Here is a 17,823-nt window from a genome sequence, read left to right as displayed (position 1 = left end):
TCCTCGCGATCGGTCTTGGCCCGGCGCTTGCGACCCCGCAACGCGCGCGTCTCTACCGGCTCGGCCAGATGCGCCACCGCGCCTGCCGCGGTCAGCGCGTCACACACGAACAGCCACCCGGTGCAGGCCTCCACCGCCACGTGCAATTCGCGACCGGAGAAGCGCTTCGCCCACACGGTCACCGCTGCCGGCGTGGCCGCGATCCGGCCACGCATCACCTCACCTGTGTCGGTCTCGAGCGCGTCGAACGTGATCTGCCTACGGTGCACATCAAACCCGGCTACGATCGCCATCAGGGCCTCCTCCGAGCTCCGGCAATTGCCAACTGCGCGAACCATCTCGCACCGAGCCGAAGGAGGCCCGGTTCACGCTGCCGCGCCGAACGGCACCCGGTTCATGCCATCTTTGCGCGACGAGCGAGAGTGTCGGATCGTCGACGAGCACCACTCTCGCGTCTGCTCTGTTGCGTCGCGCGAGATCCGCTCGCGGCCCAGGAACGGGTTGCGCCGGCTACGGTCGCCCAAGGTCCCGCAATCGCACGCGACGCTCCGGCCGAGATGTCCTGGGTGACTCGGCGACGACTGACGGGCTACCGGATCGCGTAGAGGATGTTGAACGGGCTGTCGAGCGGGAGTTGCTCGACGCTCGAGAAGCCGGCCTGAGCGCTCAGCGCGCGCACGGTGGCGGGCGGGCAGCCGCAGGTTCCGAGCCCGGCGCCGCCGTGGGCGAGCGACGTGGTCATGCAGTAGATGACGCTGAAACCGTAGAACAACGTTGCCAGCGGCCCGGTGTTCTCGGCCGGATCGTCGGCGCTGTTCATCTCGAGCATGAGGTAGACGCCGCCGGGGTTGAGTGCGGCGTGGATGCCGGCGAGCAGGGCCGCGGGGTCGATCGCGTCGTGGACGACGTCGAAGGTGGAGATGACGTCGAAGGACTCCGGGAGGCCGGTGGCGACGTCGCGAACCTCGAAGCGGACGCGGTCGGCCACGCCCGCCGCGTCAGCGTTGGCGCGAGCGCGCTCGATTTGACCGGCGAACTGGTCATAGCCCACGAACGTCGAGTTCGGGAACGCGTCCGCGAGCTTGATCACCGCGAGTCCCGACCCGCAGCCGACGTCGGCGTAGCGAGCGCCCGTTTCCAGCTTGCCGCGCACCTCGGATGCGGCGGGGATCCACTCCTGCAGCAGCAGGTTGTCGAACCAGCCCTGGGAGAAGCGGCGCATGCCGTCCCAGGCGTCGGCCGGGTACGCGGACTGGGGAACGCCGCCGCCGGTGCGAAAGGCCTCGGTCAGCTCGTCGAGCGGGCCCAGCATGCCGATGAGCTCTTGCTGGGCGCCGGCGAGGAAGAACGGGCCGCCCTCGGCCGCGAACGCCTGGGCCTGCTCGGGTGGGAGCAGGAAACGCTCACCATCGAACTCGACATAGCCTGCCGCGGTCATCCCGCGCAGCCACTCGAGCGCGTAACGCGGGTCGATCCCCGCGCGGACGGCGAGCTCCTCGGCGGTCGCCGGGCCGCGCGCATCGAGCGCGGTGAACAGCCCGAGCCGGTCGCCGAGGAACGCGAGGACGGTCGCGGTGGTGCCGGAGAGGTTCCCGACGGCCTTGTCCATGAAGGCCGCGAGCTTGTCCTGATCGAACGTCTGCATGGTGCTCATGCGTCCCAGCATCCGCCCCGACCGCGCGGCCACCGCGCGGCCAGCGTGAAAGTACGCTCCAAACATGCTGCGCGTGCGGCTCGCCGGCGGCCTCCGGCTCGAGCTCGACGGGCGGGAGCTCGCCCCGCCGCGATCGCGCCGTGCGCGCGGACTGCTCGCCTGGCTCGCACTGCACCCCGGCCCGCGCGCACGCGGAGACCTCGCCGGTCGCTTCTGGCCTGATGTCATCGAGGAGAGCGCGCGTTCGAGTCTGCGGACGGCACTGACCGAGCTGCGCCACGCGTTGCAGGACGGGGCCGCGCACGTCGTCGCCACGCGCGAGACCGTCACGCTCGACGATCGCGCCTGGGTCGACGTGCGCGAGTTCGAGCGTCTGCGCGCGACGGGGCGGCTGGCCGAGGCGGTCGATACGTGCGCGGGTGAGCTGCTCACCGGGATGGACGAGGACTGGGTCCACGAGGCCCGCCGCGACCATCAGCTGGCGCTCGGCGCGGTTTTGGAGAAGCTCGCCGCACGGGCGCAGGAGGAAGGCGATCTCGCCACGGCGGTACGCCATTCCCGCGAGGCCTACGCGCTGGACCCGCTCGCGGAGGACGCCGGGCGCGCGTTGATGGCGCGCTTGGCGCACGCCGGTGACCGAGCGGCCGCGCTCGCCCTCTATGACCGACTCTCCGAGCGGCTGCGAAGCGATCTCCGGGTCGCCCCCTCGGCGGCCACCCGCGAGTTGGCCGAGGAGATCCGCCGCGGTGATTCGCGGGTGATCGCCCCTCCTCCGCTGCCCGCGGTCGGGACGCCGTTCGCCGGTCGCACCGAGGAGCTCAGGCGGCTCCGAGCAATCTGGCACCGCCTGGTCGAGCAACGGGCGCGGCGGCTCGTGGTGGTGGCGGGCGAGCCGGGGGTCGGCAAGACGCGACTCGCGCTCGAGCTGGCCGCCGGCCTTGATGGTGTCGTGCTGCTCGGGCGCTGCTCGGAAGAGCCGCTCGGAGCCTATGAGCCGTTCGCTCAGATGCTGCGCCGCCTCGCCGCCGGAGATCCGAGAGCCTTCGGCGGCGAGCTCGACCGCTTGCTGGCCAGCGCCGAACCCGCCCCGGACGCCGGCGCGCGCCATCGCCTGTTCGTGGCGATCGACGCTGTGCTGACGGCAGGCGAGCGGCCGCGGCTCTTGATCATCGATGACCTTCAGTGGGCCGATCGCGGCACGCTCGCGCTGCTCACCGCGCTGATGCACATGCCCCCGGCGCCGCTGCTAATCCTCGCCACCGTGCGCTCGACCGAGCCGGCGCCCAGGCTCGTGGGAGCCGAGCGCCTCGACCTGCGCGGCCTCACCCGTTCCGACATCGCGCAGCTCGCCGGCGACGACCGGCTCGCGGCCGCGATTCACGAGCGCACCGACGGCAACGCCTACTTCGTCGAGGAGATCCTGCGTTCCGGCGCCGACACCGTGCCCGACAGCGTGCGTCAGATGATCGATGCTCGCCGCGCCGCGGTGTCCGAGCCGGCACGCACCCTCCTGGAGTTCGCGGCCGTGGCCGGACTCGAGTTCGAGGCCGGCCTGCTCGCGGACGACGCCGAGGCCGCCCTCGACGAACTCCTCGCCGCGCACCTGTTGCGCACCGCCGGCGCGCGCGTCGCCTTCCCACACGCGCTCGTCCGCGAGCACGTCGAGAGCGGCATGAACCCGCTGCGCCGCCTGCGCCTGCACCGTGCGGCCGCCGAGGCCTACATCGCGCGCTCGGCGGACCAGGACCTCGAAGCGATCGCGCACCACCTGCACGCCGCCGGTGACGTGCGGGCCGTCGAGTACCTGCGTCGCGCCGGCGAACGCGCGATCACGATGCTCGCCTATGAGGAGGCCGCGAGCCATCTTGCCCGCGCGCTCGAGCTCGCGCCCGACGACGGCACGCTGCAGCTCGCCCTCGGCGACGCGCTGATGCGCGCCGGCAAGGCCGACCAGGCGCGCCGCAGCTTCGCCGCCACCGCCAAGCTCGCACGCCGCAACGAAGACCCAGAGCTGCTCGCCCGCGCGGCGCTCGCCGGACTCGGCGTGGCCGTCATGGCGGTCGACGAGCAGCGCCGGGCACTGCTCGAGGAGGCGCTCGCCGCGGTCGGCGACCGCGATCCGCTGCTCAGCTCCGAGCTCCTCGCCCGGCTCGCGATCGAGCTCTACTACACGCCCGCCCGCGACCGCAGCGAGCAACTCAGCGCCGAGGCCGTGCAACGAGCCGAGGGCAACCCACGCGCCGTGGCCGCCGCGTTGAACGCTCGCCACGTCGCGCTCTGGCGGCCCGACCGGCTGCACGAGCGGATCACGACCGCTGACGAGATGCTGGCCGCGGCCTGTGCCGCCGATGATCGCCAACTCGAACTGCAGGCCCGCAACTGGCGCGTCGTCGACCGCTTCGAGCTGGGCGACCTTGACGCCTGGCGCACCGAGGTCCGCCGCCACGGCGAGCTCGCCGCCGAGCTCAAGCTGCCGCTGTACGAGTGGTACACGCCGTTGTGGGCAGCGGTCGACGCGCTGCACGCCGGCCGCTACGACACGGCCGCCGAGCTGCGCGAGCAAGCGCGCGACGCGGGCGGGCGCGCGGGTGATCCCAACAGCCGTTTGTTCGCACAGCTGTTGGAGATCCACGGCGCCTGGCTGCGTGCGGACTGGGCAGCGGTCGACATGGACCTGCTGCGCGAGAAGGTCGCCAACTCGCCCGCGGGGAGCGCCTACCGCTGCGGGTTCACGTGGTGCCTTGCCGAACTCGGCGAACACAAGCAGGCCCGCGCCCACCTCGACGAGATCGCCCGCAACCGCTACGCCACGCTGCCGTTCGACACCAATTGGCTGTCAGCGGCGGGCGAGTGCGCCGAGGCCTGCGTGATCCTCGGCGCCGCCGAACACGCCGCGCCGCTCTACGAGCTGCTGGCGCCCTACTCCGGACGGCCACTCACCGCGGGCCGTGCCCTCTTGCACTACGGCGCGGCCGACCGGCATCTCGGCGGGCTCGCACGGTTGCTCGGCCGCGAGAACACCGCCCGCGCCCACTACGAGCGGGCGATCGCGCAGGACACCGCCGCGGGGCTCCACCCCTGGGTCGAGCGCTCCATCAGGCAAGCGCGCCTGGCTGACCGAGACCAAGGCCGATCGTAGGCCTCGACCCGAACCAGCGCGTGATCCTTCCGTCGCGGACGGTCAGCAGCACATTCGTGTAGAGCATTCCGACGGGCAGCGTGCACGTCACGGTGAGCGCGGCGCGCGGACCGTCGGCGAAGCCGTCGTGGATCGCCGTGGCGATCCCGTTGGCATGCAGGCCATCGAGCATCGCGAGGACCTCCGCGCGGCCAGCGCAGCGTGACCGTCACTCGAGCGTCAGCCGCCCGCCAAAGTCCCGGTCACCTTCGCCGTCGGCGAGCACGTCAACGCTCGGCATCACCGTCAAGGCCCTGGGCTCACGACCGAGGAGTGCCGACCTCCTTCCGCGTTTTATGTCGCGTTCTCGCCGAGGCGGATATCCGGCTGAAACGGATTTGAGAACGTCGACCGTTGTTGATCCGTCGACTACGACCGCGGCCCGTTTCCCTTCTACGGCAGCATCGACAACGTCAACGTGCGCGGCTTCGCGCGTCGCTGTCAGGTGGCGTCTGTCACCGCTTCACGCGGTCGTACGTGAAGCACCGCGTCGGGCCGCACGGCGACCGCGGCTCCGCTGAGATCGTGCAGGATCGCGAACGTGTGCTCGCGGCGGGTGGACACCTTGTGGAGCTCATCCACCACCGTCTCCAAGTCTCCGCTGACGTCGATCGCTCCTCCGTCCACGCATGTGATGCGGCACACGTCCATGAGCCACACGCTAGCGCGGAGCCGCGGCGAAGCTGCGCTCCCAGAGCGCCGACCTGACGGCCGATGCTTCGCGACGGCGTCCAACTGGGTGGTCATGCGATCGGGATGATGCCCCCGGCGGGCGCTTCCGGTTCGATGGTCCTGACCCGAACCCGACCACGAGCGAGACCGACCATGTCGCTGTTCCATCGACGTTCGCACGATGAGGCGTCCGCGCCCAAGGTACCGGAGCCGCCGGCAGCTCCCGCTCCCCCGCCGCCCCCGTCCCCGGCCGAACTCGACCCGGTGGTCGAGATGATGAAGCTCAAAGATCAGCTCGACGCCGGCGACATGACCCAAGCGGAATTCGAGGCCCGTAAGCAGCAGCTCCTACAGGGAAGCTGAGCCTCGGACATCGAGCAAGTGGGCGTGACGGTCGCTCTAGCCGGGCTCCCCGGTCGGGCGGAGTCGGCTGACGCTTGAGGGAACGCCACGGGCGGGTTGCACGCCTCGATGCGGTCCGAAGAATAGGTCACATGACGTACGCCAGCCCGACGCAGGCTGCCCAAACTCTCGGCTCCCGGTGCCCCCGATCAGAGAGGACCACGCAGTGTCTGCTCGCGCCACGGTCGTGCTCATCCACGGAGCCTTCGCCGACGCGTCCGGCTGGGCCGTCGTCGCCGCCGCGCTCGCCGACGACGACGTCGACGTCATCGCCCCGCCGAACCACCTGCGCGGCATCTCCGCCGACGCCGCCTACGTCACATCGGTGCTCGACCAGCTCGAAGGCCCCGCCGTGCTCGTCGGGCATTCGTACGGCGGCGCGGTCATCACCGCGGCCGGGAACCACGACAAGGTGTCGGCGCTCGTCTACGTCAACGGCTACGCGCTCGATGAGGGCGAGACCCTCGCAGAGCTCCAGGGCCGGTTCCCCGACTCGCCGCTCGCGGCGAACCTGCGGTACGCGCCGTTCCCGGTCGCGGGCGGCGAGCCCGGCACCGACGTCAGCGTCGATCCCGACGAGTTCCCGCACATCTTCGCCGCCGACGTGCCCATCGAGACCACGCGATTCATGGCGCACTCCCAACGCCCGCTCTCGGCCGCTGCGTTCACCGAGCCCGCCGGCGCACCGGCCTGGCGGTCAAAGCCGGCGTGGGGCATCGTCTCCAGCGCCGACAACACGATCAACCCGGACGTCGAGCGCTTCGGCTACGAACGCGCCGGGATGAAGGTGACCGAGGTCGACGGCGCCTCGCACGCGGTCTTCCTCTCGCATCCCGCGGCCGTCGTGGAGGTCATCCGCGAAGCCGTGGCGGCGACGGTTCCAGTCGCTTAGGCACTCGGGGCAGGGCGCAGGTGGTGCTGCGCCCTGCTCGCGAAGGCCGAACGTGACGCGACCGAGCCGCGGCCGCTTGTGGTTTGCGCGAACCCGGAGCGCGGGCGCCCGTCCCCGGGCGCCTGGGCCGAGCGGCGAGGCCCTAGGCGTGGGTACCGTGTCCTGATGGCAGACGACGAGCTCGGACAGCTTCTGACCGAACAGATCGCCTACTACCGAGCACGTGCGCCGGAGTACCTGGACGGAGCGCTCGACCTACCGGGCGGCTCGGAGATTGAGGCTGCCTTGGACGGCTTCGCGCCCGCCGGCGACGTGCTCGAGCTGGCATGCGGACCGGGGTCGTGGACGCCTCGGCTGCTCCAAGACGCCACGAGCGTGACCGCCGTCGACGCCGCGCCGGAGATGCTGGCGATCGCTCGCGAGACCGTCGGCGACGACGATCGCCTCCGGTTTGTCCTCGCCGATCTGTTCGCGTGGCGGCCGGACCGGCGGTATGACGTCGTCTTCTTCGGCTTCTGGCTCTCGCATGTTCCGCTCGAACGCTTTGACGCGTTCTGGGCGCTCGTGGACGACTGCTTGGCTCCTGGAGGTCGCGTCTTCTTCGCTGACGACGCATACCGGACTGTCGATGAACTCGTCGAGGGTGCGGCATCGTCGACCATCCGTCGTCGGTTGAGCGATGGCTCGACACACCGCGCGGTCAAGGTGCCGCACACCCCGCGGGCACTCGAACGTCGGCTGACCCAGCTCGGGTGGGAGATCGCCGTGTCTTCGACCGCCGGGCCCTTCTACTGGGGCGCCGGCGGCCGCGCGAAGCCCCGCACCTGACCGCGCGCAGCGATCGCCGCAGAACCGTTCCGGCCGCACTACCGCTGCGACGTGGTGCTTGAAGCGTGCTTTCAGCGAGTCTCCAGCGCGCCGCGGAAGAGTGCGCCCAGTCGTCGCGGTACCAGGCCGCGACCCCTCAACGACTGGAGGCAAACATGCCGAAGCGAAGATTGCGCCGCTTCGGGGTCTCGACCGTCGTGGCAGCGACAGCGACGCTCGTGCTCGCAGTGTCCGCGACGGCCGCCACGACCTATCAGGTCGCCGGCCAGTCGATCGTGGTCGATCAGGACACCGGCAAGACGGTGATGCGCGGCGGGCTGATCGGCGACTGGTACTACACGTCGGCCGAGACGATCGCCACGAGCCCACTCCTTTATGTGAAGGGCACCGAAGCGTTCGTCGGCTGCCTGGACCGCAAGCTCAACGGGAAGTGCAACAAGGGCGATCCGTGGGGGACGCTGTTCTTCCGGTTCGACTACTGGGCGCAATACGACGCGCAGCAGAACCTCGTCTGGGGGACCTGCACGCATCCGATCACCGGCGGGACCGGGGCGTTCGCCGGCGCTGCGGGCGTGCTGGCGATGGTCGACACCCAGACCCCGCAGGGCGTCCAGACCGCGTACATCGGCAACGTCACGCTGAGCAGAGCAACCGGGTCGTCGCGAGCGCGGGCGAAGACCAGCGCGGTCGCACGGACGAGCACCGCGCCGCGCGGGTGCTGACCGGCGTCGATCCGGGTGGGCGCCGTCGCGGCGCCCACCCGCGGCCGGGTTGCCACCGACGCTGAGGTCGGAGAGAGTAGAGCGGTCGAAGGTCACGCTCGATGAGCCAGGGACACGCACTCGACGGCACCTCGCTCGGCACGTACGAGATACGCGTCCAGATCGGCCGCGGGGGGATGGGCGAGGTCTACCTGGCGCGCGACACGCGGCTGGGGCGCCCGGTCTCACTGAAGGTGCTGCCCGAGCGCCTTGCGCAGGACCAGCGCTTTCGCGAGCGGCTGCTGCGGGAGTCACGGCTGGCGGCGAGCCTGGACCACCCCAACGTGGTCCCGGTCTATGAGGCGGGCGAAGCCGACGGGCGCCTGTTCATCGCCATGCGCTACGTCGACGGCGTCGACCTCAAGGCCCTGTTGCTCAACGAGGCGCCGCTGGAGCCCGGGCGGGCGACGAGGATCGCCGGCCAGCTCGCCGAGGCGCTCGACGCGGCCCATCAGCGCGGCCTCGTGCACCGTGACGTGAAGCCGAGCAACGTCCTGCTCGACCAGCAGGGCGACCACGATCACGCCTACCTCGCCGACTTCGGGCTCACGCACAGCCTGGCCGCCGCCGGCCCGAGCGACGGGCAGTTCATGGGCACGGTCGACTACGTGGCGCCCGAGCAGATCCGCGGCGAGGTCGTGGACGGCCGCGCCGACCAGTACGCGCTCGGCTGCCTGCTGTTCGAATGCCTCACGGGGTCGCTCCCGTTCCGCGACCGCTCGGAGGTGGCGGCGATCTTCGCCCACCTCGAGGAGCCCGCCCCGGCCGCGAGCGAGCGCCACGACGGCTTGCCTCCCGCGGTGGATGCGGTGCTCGCCCGTGCCCTGGCCAAGGACCCCGCGCAGCGATTCGACAGCTGCCGGGAGCTGGTCGCGGCTGCCTGCGACGCGCTCGGGCTCTCGCCCCCGGCGCCCCGGCGCTCACGCTGGCCGGCACCGGTCCTGGCGGTCGCGGTCGTCGCCCTCGCGATCATCGCCGTCGCGCTCGGGCTGACCCGCGGGAAGCCGGCCGGACCGGCCGGGGCGCAGGGCACGCTCACGCTGATCGATATGAGTACCAACCGCCCGCGCCTGGCGACAAAGGTGCCGGGCTACCCCCAGGGCGTGGCCGTGACCGCCGACGGGATCTGGATGGGCGACTTCCGCGAGGGCGTGCTGTGGCGCTATGACCCTGCGACCGACTTCCTGCAGCGTGTCTCGTCCAACGGCGAGCCGCGCGACATCGCCGCGTTCGGCGACGACGTGTACGTCGCGGTGGACGGCAACGGCTTGACCGGGTCGGTCTCGCGCTACGACGCCGCGACGGGCGCGCGCAAGGACAGTCTGGGCATGCTCGCGTGCGCGCTGGCATCGGGGGACGGCGTGGTCTGGGCGGCGGGCTGCCCGTTCGTCGATCGCCTGAGCACCGACGCGCAGAAGCTGCACAAGCTGCGCCACATCTTCTTGCCCTACCAGCCTCCCGGGATCGTCTCGACGGCGCGCGTCCAATTCCGTGAGCTCGCGCTGGGCGCCGGCTCGCTCTGGGTGCTCGGCGATGCCCTGGACCGTCGGGTGTGGCGGTTGGACCCTCGCAGCGGCGCGACCCTGGCCACGATCGCGCTCCCCTTCCCGCCCCGCTCGGTGGTGGCCGCGGGCGGCGCGGCGTGGATCACCGACGGGCTGCACGACACCGTGGTGCCGGTCGACGCGCGCTCGGACCGGGTCCTGCCGGCCGTGCGCGTGGGCCGCGGCGCCGCCGGCGTCGCCGCGGGCGACGGCGCCGTTTGGGTGGCCAATACGATCGACGGATCGGTCTCGCGCGTCGATCCGCGCAGCCGCCGGGTCACCGCCACGGTCAAGGTCGGAGGCGCGCCGAGCGAGATCGCCGCCGGGGACGGGGCGGTCTGGGTGACCTCGCATGCGCGGTAAGCGCTGGGCGGCGGCGGCCGCCGTGGTGCTCGCCGCGGCGGCGTGCGGCGACAGCCCGCCACGACCCCTGCGGATCGGGGTGATCGTCGACTGTGTCGGCGTGTTCCGGGCGGTGGCGGACGGGGAGCTCGCGGCCGCCGAGCTGCCGCTGATCGCGCGTGGCGGCCGGCCGGCGGGGAAGCGGCCGGGCGATGGCTTGGAGGGCGGGAACGCGGCCGGGCGGCGCGTGGAGATCGTGCGCGGCTGCAGCGAGTCGGGCGAGTTCAGCACGCTCATGGAGACGGCGCGCCGGCTCGTCGAGCGCGAGCGCGTCGACATCGTCGTGGCGGGCGGCCCGGTCGCGCTGGACGGGCTTGCGCTGCGCGAGCTCGCGCGGCGTTATCCGCAGGTGCCGTTCATCGTCGCCGCCAATGGCCCGCGAGAGGTCACGCTCCAGCGGCCGGCGCCCAACCTCTACCGGGTCGCGGCCGACTACGGGCAAGGTGTGGCCGGGCTGGCGACCTACGCCTTCCGCCGGCTCGGGTGGCGAACTGTGGCGGTGATGCCCGACGAGGTGTGGACCGGCTGGAACGCGGAGGCGGCCTTCGTGCGCGAGTTCTGTGCGCTCGGAGGGCGGGTTCGGCAGCGCCGGCTGCCAATCCCGGCGCAGCGACCGCGGAAGCTCTTGCGCCGCATCCCGCGGGACGCCGACGGCGTCGCCGTGTTCGGATCGTTCATGACCGTGACTCCCGACATCCTCAAGGCGCTGGCGCGGCGCGGGAAGGATGCCGTCGTGCTCGGGGCCGAGGTCAGCGGCTCCCCGAACCTCTTCCGCCACGTGCCAGGGCTCGAGGGCGTGGTCGCGGCGTCGTACGCGGCGCAGACGTCGCCGGACTTCCGGAGATACCTGCGCGAGTACGCCCGGGCGTATCCGAGTACGCCGGCGGGCGAGCCGCGCGATGCGGCGGTGATGAACTACTACACCGCGGTCGAGTCCGTGCTGCGGGCCTTCGAGCAAGTGCACGGCGATCTCTCCGGCGGGCGTCGGCGGCTGCGGGCACAGCTCTCGCACCTGCGCACGACGCTCCTCGGCGTCCCGGTGCGCATGGACGACCACCGCCAGGCCGTGGTCTCGGCGAACGTGGTGCGCCTCGGCCGTGAGTCGGCCGCCGGCCTGCCCGAGCTCACACCCGTGCTGACCGTGCCCGGGGTCGATCAGTCTGTCGGCGGCCTGCTGCCGGCGGATTATGTGCCCAGTTACGCCGGTGAGGCGTGCCGGCGCGCACCCCCTCCTCCGTGGGCGAGGTGATCATCCGGCGATCGTCCAGGTGAAACGCGTGCCGTCGTCGCGCGGAGTCAGGCCGCCGGGTCGCAGGCCACGGCGCACGAGCACCGTCGTCAGGTCGGGCTCGACCGCCAGCGCGGTGCGAGTTCGTCCCAGACCCGTCATCCGCCAGCGATCCGTGAGCCCGACCACGACGATCCCCGCGGAGCGCGCAGCGGCCACGAGGGCCTGCGGCGAGGGCTCGACGATCAGCGGCTCGGGAGCGATGCCGAGCCCTCGCTGCACGGCGAGCGACGCGCTGGCGAGCAGCCGGCTCGCGTCGCGGCCGGCACTACCGGTGCTCGCGCCCGCGAGTTGCAGGACCCGCCGGGAGGCACGGGCCAGCCAAGCGCCGAGCTCGATCGCCGCCCAGTCGTGCTCGGACCCCGAGAACGGCACCAGGACGGGCCCGGGACCGGGTGCCCGCGCGCCGACCAGGATGGCGACATCGCACGGCGCGTCGTCCAGCAGAGCAAGCAGCCGCGCGTCCTCGAGCAGCCCATCGGGAGCGTCGACGACGAGCAACTCGACGTCCTGCTCGTACGCGAGGCGGGCGAAGTCGTGCCCCGGCGTGACCGAGGTGAACGCCGCCGTGCGGGCCGTCACCCCCTCGCCGCCCAGCTGGTCGCGGAACGCCTCCAGGCGCAGCACGGCGTCGCCGAGCTCAGCCACGCTCGCGACCGACGCGGCCACCACCAGCTCGCGCTCGTCGCCCTCGGCGAGTTGCGCGCCCAGCGCGACGAGCGCGGACTCCGCGGTGTGCCTGAAGGCCGCGGCCATGATGCGATGGGGATCGTCGGCGATGGGCGCGGCCGATCCCGCGGACGCCCGCGCCGTCGCCAGCGCGGGATCGTGCTCGAGGATCGCGCGCTGCACATCGCGCAACGCCGTGCCCGGCTCGATGCCGAGCTCGGCCACGAGCGTGCTGCGCGCGGCATGGAAGGCCTCGAGCGCCTCCGCCTGACGACCACACCGGTAGAGCGCCACCATCTGCTGCGCCCGAAAGCGCTCGTGCAGCGGATGCCGCGCGACCAGCGCCTCAAGCTCGGCGACCAGCTCCACGTCACGCCCGCACGCGAGGTCCGCGTCGATCGCGCGCTCGGACGCGATCAGGCGCAGCTCGTCCAGACGTGCCGCGACCGTTCGCACAGGCGGCTCGTCGGCGAGATCGGCGAGCGCCGGCCCGCGCCAGAGCGCCAGCGCAGCGCGGAGCTCCACCGCCGCGATGCCGAAGCGCCCGTCGGCGAGCGCACGCGCACCCGTGCTCGCCCGGCGCTCGAACACGCGCAGGTCGAGCGCGCCTTCCTGGACCGCCGCGACGTAGCCACGTCCACGGGTCGCGATCGCCTCACGGCCCAGCACCTTGCGCAGCTGCGAGACGTACGTCTGCAGCACGTTGTCCGCGGTGACCGGAGGATCGTCACCCCAGACCTCGTCCACGAGTCGCGTGACAGGAACGACCTCGTTCGCCTGCACGAGCAGAATCGCCAGCAGCGCCCTTTGACGCGGGCCCCCGAGACGTACCTGCACGCCGTCCACGATCGCCTCCAGTGGCCCGAGTACACGGAACTCGACTCCCACGCGCGGCGAGCCTAGCTCGTCTCGAGTCTCTCGTACACCTTCGGAGAGCGCCGCTGCTGCGTCGACGCACTCGTGCCGGGTGACCCCGCGCGACCCACGGCAATCGCTTGCCTCGGCCGACGGGGAGAGCCTCGCCGTTCCCAGTTGGAGCATCGCGTCATCGCTGACGCATCCACGCGAACGGAGCAGCGGCCGCGCCACGGCTTGGTGTTGGCCCTTGCCGCCGGGGGGGGTGGCGAGGAGAACCGTCCTCTGAGTTAGGTTTTCCTTGCCACCCCCCGGCTCGCGCTCGGGGGGGGTGATGAACGGATCGTTCCTGACGCGCACGATTTGTTCATCACCCGGTGGCTGCTGCTTTGGCAGCGCCGAGACGCCGGTCGCGCTCGCGTGGTATGGAACGCGCAAGATCTCCTCGCAGGCGGCATTTCGACAGACGTGGAGCCTTCGTCTGTAGAGCTCAACCGGAGTCGACAACGTCGCGGTAAAGTCGTCGCGTGGCGACGCGCTGCCCCGTCCTGGTGGAGCGTGACGACGAGCTCCGAACGCTTTCCCGGCTCGCCAGCGATGGCCGGGAAGGCGTCGTCGTGATCACCGGCGAGGCGGGAACCGGCAAGTCCCGGCTTGCTCAGGAGTTCGCCGCCTCGCTGCCGGAGCCGTGGACCGTCGCCACCGTGACGATCACGCGCACGCGCGGCGCGTTGCGGACGCTGCCCAGCGCGCGGCCGCTCGCGCTGATTCTGGAGGACGCGCACTTCCTCGATCCCGCCACGCTCGCGGCGGTGGGCGAACCGAACGTCCTGACCGTGCTCACGTTCCAGCTCGGGGTCCAACCGGCCGGCAGCGCCGAGGTGCGCGCGCTCGCCGACCTGGTCGCCCGCGGGTTCGAGCTGCGGCTGCTGCCGCTCTCGCCGGCGGGCTTCGAGCAGATGGCGGCCGCGATGGGGCGCTACGCGGCGGCGGACGTCTACGCGCGCAGCGGTGGCAATCCGTTCTGGGCAGAGCAGCTGCTGGCGAGCGCCGGAACGGTCCCATGGACGGTCGTCGAGGCCGTGACGCGGCAGCTGGACGTGCTGCCTGCGAGTGCGCGCGAGCTGGCCTGCGCGCTCGCTGTCGCCGACGAGGCGCTCCCGCCGGCGGTGGCCGCCCAGCTTGTGGAGGACGTTGACGCCGCCTGGGCGGCGCTCGTGGACGCCGGCCTGGTGGGCGAGGCGATGGCACTGCGGCACGCGCTGGTCGGCGAGGCGCTGCGCGCGCGGCTCGGGCCGGAGGAGCAGGCCCGCTGGCACGGGCGGCTCGCAGCGGCGCTCGATGGGCCGCCGGACCGGGTCGCGCGCCACTGGGCCGCGGCGGGCGAAGTCGAGCGGGCCGCCGTAATCGCGCGCGAGGCGGCGGCCGACCTGCGCGCGCAGGGCGCGACGCGGCGCGCCTTCGAGTGCTTCGAGATCGCGCTGCGCCGCCCGCAGCCCGCGGAGCTCTACGAGGAGGCGGCGGTGAACGCGGCGCGGATCGGCGAGCTCGCCGCCATGCGGCGTTGGCTTGTAGCGGCGGAGCGCGCCTATATCGCCGCCGGGCGGCGGGACCGCGCCGTGCGCATGCGGCTCGACCCCGCCTTCGACTACCGGCACGTACGGCGCTCGGCGGCGATCCGCGACGAACCGGTCGAGCGGCTGCTCGTCGACGCCCAAGCGGCGATGGCCACAGGCGAGCGCGCGAGTGCCAGCCACCTCGTGGCGGCAGCTGTCGAGACCGCTCGCGAGCGGCGCGATGGCATGGCCCTCGCCCGCGCCGCGCGCATGACGCTGCTCACGCTTGGTGAGTTCGAGCGCGGCGACGCGCTGCTCGAGGAGGCGCTCGCGTTCGACGACGTGCGCGCCGACCCTGGCCGCGAGAGCCGCGTGCTGACCATCCGCGCCGTCGCGCGCTTCGCGCAGGGCCATGCGCTCGAGTGCCTGGACCTGCAGCGGCGCGCGGTGGCGATCGGCGGCCATGACGCCGACGCCGTCCGCCGACCAGGGCAAGTCGCGCTCGCGAACACGCTGCTGATGACGGGCCAGATCGGCGAGGGCGTCGACACGATGAAGGCCGCGCTGGGTGAAGAGCCCTCGATGCTGGCGATCGTCGACGGCTACCGCGAGTTCGAGCAGGGAGATGCCGAGGGCGGGCTCGCGATGCTCGCCGCGGGCACCGACGCGATGCTCACCGAGTTCGACTTCGACCCGCTCGGCCGCGCCGTGACAGGCGCGCACGTGCTCAACGTCCGCGCGGTGTGCGAGGCCCACGCGGGGCGCGCGGCGGCCGCGCTGCGGACGGTACGCCGGCTGGACGCGCTCGCGCCCGAACCGTTCAGCGACGTCGCCGCGGACTCCGCCTACGTGCTCGCGCGCGCCGGCGCCGCGGCAGGCGACGACGAGGCAAAGGCGCTCGCCCGCCGCCGGATCGCGGACCTCGTGCGCGTCGCCTCAGGGCCCGGGGTGATGGCCGCGGCCGAGGCCGTCCAGGCCTTCACCGCGCCCGGCGCGGACGTGACGCGCCACTTCCAGGCCGCGGCCGCCCTCTATGAGCGCGCGCCGCGGGTCGTCCTTGCCGCCGAGCTGTGGTGTGACGCGGGCTGCGCTGCGCGGGCGCGGCGCGTGTGCGAGGAACACGGCCTCGCCCGGGTCGGCGCGCGCGCCGCGGCGCTACCGGGCCGTCGACCCGGCGCGCTGGCCCCGCTCACCTCGCGTGAGCGCGAGGTCGTCGAACTCGCCGCCGGCGGGCTGACGAACCGCGAGATCGGCGCGCGCCTCTACCTCTCCGACGGGACGGTGCGCAACTACCTCTCGACCGCCTTCGCGAAGCTCGGCGTGTCGCGCCGGGCCGAGCTCGGGCGGCTCCTCCCGGACTAGGCGAAGGATCGCCGCAGGAGCTTGCCGGCCGGTGAGCGCGGCACGCGCTCGACGACGACGACCTCGCGCGGACGCTTCCATGGCGCGAGCCGCTCCGCGAGCCACGCGTCGAGGTCCTCCGCAGAACCGTCGAGCGCGACGTAGGCGACGGGGACCTCGCCCAACTCGGCGTCGGGCCGACCCACGACGGCGGCGTCGGCAACCGCGGGATGCGCGACCAGTTCGCGTTCGACCTCAGCAGGCGCGACGCTGCAGCCGCCGACCTTGATCAGCTCCTTGAGGCGATCGATCACGTACAGGTTCCCGGCAGCGTCCAAGCGGCACAGGTCGCCGCTCGCGTACCAGCCGTCGCGGTCGCGTGGGTCGTGGCCGACATAGCCGGTCATCACCTGCGGGCCGCGCACCCACAACTCGCCATGCTCGCCGGCGCCGAGGCGCGCTCCGCTCTCCGGGTCGACGATCATCGCCTCGAGGTTCGGACCGAGTCGTCCGACCGAGCCGCGCACAACCGGGTTCGCCGCCGGCGCGACGCACCACGCCTCGGTGAGCCCGAGGTAGTCGCCGACGACGCAGCCGAGCCGCGCCTCGACCGCCTCCTGCAGCTCTGGCGCGGCCGGCGCGGCGCTCGTGATCACGTGCCGGACCGCGCTCAGATCGAGCCGGTCGACGAGCGGGTGGTAAGCAAGCGCGGCGAGCAGCGGCGGTGTCGCGGGGACGACCGTGGCCGCGTGATCCTGGAGCGCGCGCAGGAACGCTTCCAGGTCGAAATGCCGGAGCGTGACCACCGTGGCGCCGTTGCGCAGCGCATGCGTGAGGACCGCCGAGCCGAAGAGGTGCGGGAACGGGATCGCGACGGCGACGACATCCGCCGGTTCGACCTGCGCCCACGGCGCCATCGCGAACGCGTGCATGAAGGCGGTCGTCGTCGCGTGCGTGTGCATGGCGAGCTTCGGCAGCCCGGTCGTGCCACTGGAGGGGAAGAGCATCGCGAGGTCATCCGGGTCGCGGTCGGGCGCCGCGGGCCGCGGCGCGGCCAGCAACTCGCCGAGCATGTCCAACCCGTCGGTGAACACGAGCCGCGGGGAGCAGAGCGCGAACAGGTGCTCGCGCTCCGTCGCCGTCAGCGCGGGGTTTGCGCTCGCCACGCCGGCACCCGCGTGGAGCGCCCCGAAGAGCGCGACCGCGTAGTCGGGCCCGTTGGGAGCCGTGATCGCGACCACGTCACCGCGCCCGATGCCGCGGTCCGCGAGACCCGCTGCGAGCCGCCGTACACCGTCCGCGAGCTGCCCGAAGGTGAGGGTGCGCCCGCTGCTCGCGTCGGCGACGGCGACCCTCGGCGCGTAGCGCACGGCCGCGCGCAGGATCTCCTCGTCGACGAGCGCGGGCTCCGGGGTGAAGGAGGGCTCGCCGCGCCAGATCATGCGGCGACCGTACGCCTCCCCCGGCCGCGCCGGTAGTGACAGATGTCATGTGCATCGTGAGGCGATGGCGCGCCATCGAAGTGGTGCACGAGAATGATCGCGCTCGTAGCCGCCGACCTGAACAAGTCGAGCGCAACTCGTTCCTGTCGATAGGTGCCCGCCCTTCTCGTCTGCATCGACGGCACCGCGTCGGAAGAGGACGCCCGAGCCTGTTGCGAGTGGCCCCGCGTCGATGGTTCCAGGCCAGCACCATGCGCGCATGAACATGTACATCGCGCGCGCCCGCGACGGCCGCGTCGAGGTCGTCGACACGCTCGGAACGAGCGAGCCGCGAGAACG

The 17,823-nt window shown here is 72.5% G+C and carries 13 protein-coding genes and 1 pseudogene; 8 read left to right on the top strand and 6 right to left on the bottom strand.

The window, feature by feature from the left end; all coding sequences use genetic code 11:
- A pseudogene (locus G569_RS0126390) lies at positions 1-293 on the bottom strand (IS110 family transposase); the annotation flags it as partial.
- A 296-nt stretch (positions 294-589) separates the two neighbouring features.
- Positions 590-1,654, bottom strand: coding sequence for a class I SAM-dependent methyltransferase (locus tag G569_RS0126385; protein WP_169542244.1), 1,065 nt, complete (start codon positions 1,652-1,654; stop codon positions 590-592).
- A gap of 64 nt (positions 1,655-1,718) precedes the next feature.
- Between G569_RS0126385 and G569_RS0126380 the strand changes: the two genes are divergently transcribed.
- Positions 1,719-4,793, top strand: a complete 3,075-nt coding sequence (locus G569_RS0126380) for an ATP-binding protein (protein WP_028065661.1) — start codon at positions 1,719-1,721, stop codon at positions 4,791-4,793.
- Here G569_RS0126380 and G569_RS0126375 read toward each other — a convergent pair.
- Positions 4,750-4,965 carry a hypothetical protein gene (locus tag G569_RS0126375; protein WP_028065660.1) on the bottom strand — a complete coding sequence of 72 codons (216 nt, stop codon included), beginning with the start codon at positions 4,963-4,965 and terminating at the stop codon, positions 4,750-4,752. The two genes, G569_RS0126380 and G569_RS0126375, sit on opposite strands and share 44 nt — an antisense overlap.
- Before the next feature lie 308 nt (positions 4,966-5,273).
- Positions 5,274-5,483, bottom strand: coding sequence for a hypothetical protein (locus G569_RS51690; protein WP_037499259.1), 210 nt, complete (start codon positions 5,481-5,483; stop codon positions 5,274-5,276).
- A gap of 174 nt (positions 5,484-5,657) precedes the next feature.
- On the opposite strand from G569_RS51690, the gene G569_RS61500 reads away from it, so the two are divergent.
- The 6 genes from G569_RS61500 (at position 5,658) to G569_RS0126335 (ending at position 11,582) form a co-directional block, all read left to right on the top strand.
- The gene (locus tag G569_RS61500) at positions 5,658-5,867 is read left to right on the top strand and encodes an SHOCT domain-containing protein (RefSeq protein ID WP_157592320.1); all 210 of its coding nucleotides are present in this window, start codon (positions 5,658-5,660) and stop codon (positions 5,865-5,867) included.
- A 205-nt stretch (positions 5,868-6,072) separates the two neighbouring features.
- Entirely contained in the window at positions 6,073-6,798 is a 726-nt protein-coding gene (locus G569_RS0126355) for an alpha/beta fold hydrolase (RefSeq protein WP_028065659.1), read from the top strand.
- A gap of 165 nt (positions 6,799-6,963) precedes the next feature.
- On the top strand, positions 6,964-7,626 hold the full coding sequence (locus G569_RS0126350; RefSeq protein WP_028065658.1) for a class I SAM-dependent methyltransferase: 663 nt from the start codon (positions 6,964-6,966) through the stop codon (positions 7,624-7,626).
- Between the two features lie 155 nt (positions 7,627-7,781).
- Positions 7,782-8,348 (top strand): hypothetical protein, encoded by a 567-nt coding sequence (locus G569_RS0126345; protein WP_157592319.1) that lies wholly within the window; start codon positions 7,782-7,784, stop codon positions 8,346-8,348.
- 101 nt (positions 8,349-8,449) lie between these two features.
- Positions 8,450-10,294 carry a serine/threonine-protein kinase gene (locus G569_RS58940; RefSeq protein ID WP_053227001.1) on the top strand — a complete coding sequence of 615 codons (1,845 nt, stop codon included), beginning with the start codon at positions 8,450-8,452 and terminating at the stop codon, positions 10,292-10,294.
- Entirely contained in the window at positions 10,284-11,582 is a 1,299-nt protein-coding gene (locus tag G569_RS0126335; protein WP_028065656.1) for an ABC transporter substrate-binding protein, read from the top strand. Before G569_RS58940 ends, G569_RS0126335 begins: the two co-directional genes overlap by 11 nt.
- On the opposite strand, the gene G569_RS58935 is transcribed toward G569_RS0126335, so the two are convergent.
- Entirely contained in the window at positions 11,583-13,178 is a 1,596-nt protein-coding gene (locus G569_RS58935; RefSeq protein WP_169542243.1) for an AfsR/SARP family transcriptional regulator, read from the bottom strand. It abuts the gene before it with no gap.
- A 494-nt stretch (positions 13,179-13,672) separates the two neighbouring features.
- On the opposite strand from G569_RS58935, the gene G569_RS66080 reads away from it, so the two are divergent.
- Complete coding sequence (locus G569_RS66080; RefSeq protein WP_028065655.1) at positions 13,673-16,063, top strand: helix-turn-helix transcriptional regulator; 2,391 nt, start codon at positions 13,673-13,675, stop codon at positions 16,061-16,063.
- On the opposite strand, the gene G569_RS0126320 is transcribed toward G569_RS66080, so the two are convergent.
- On the bottom strand, positions 16,060-17,484 hold the full coding sequence (locus G569_RS0126320; RefSeq protein ID WP_028065654.1) for an AMP-binding protein: 1,425 nt from the start codon (positions 17,482-17,484) through the stop codon (positions 16,060-16,062). The two genes, G569_RS66080 and G569_RS0126320, sit on opposite strands and share 4 nt — an antisense overlap.
- Positions 17,485-17,823: the final 339 nt, after the last annotated feature.

It is taken from the genome of Solirubrobacter soli DSM 22325 (assembly GCF_000423665.1).
Taxonomy (GTDB): domain Bacteria; phylum Actinomycetota; class Thermoleophilia; order Solirubrobacterales; family Solirubrobacteraceae; genus Solirubrobacter; species Solirubrobacter soli.
This window is presented reverse-complemented; position numbering and strand designations above follow the sequence as displayed.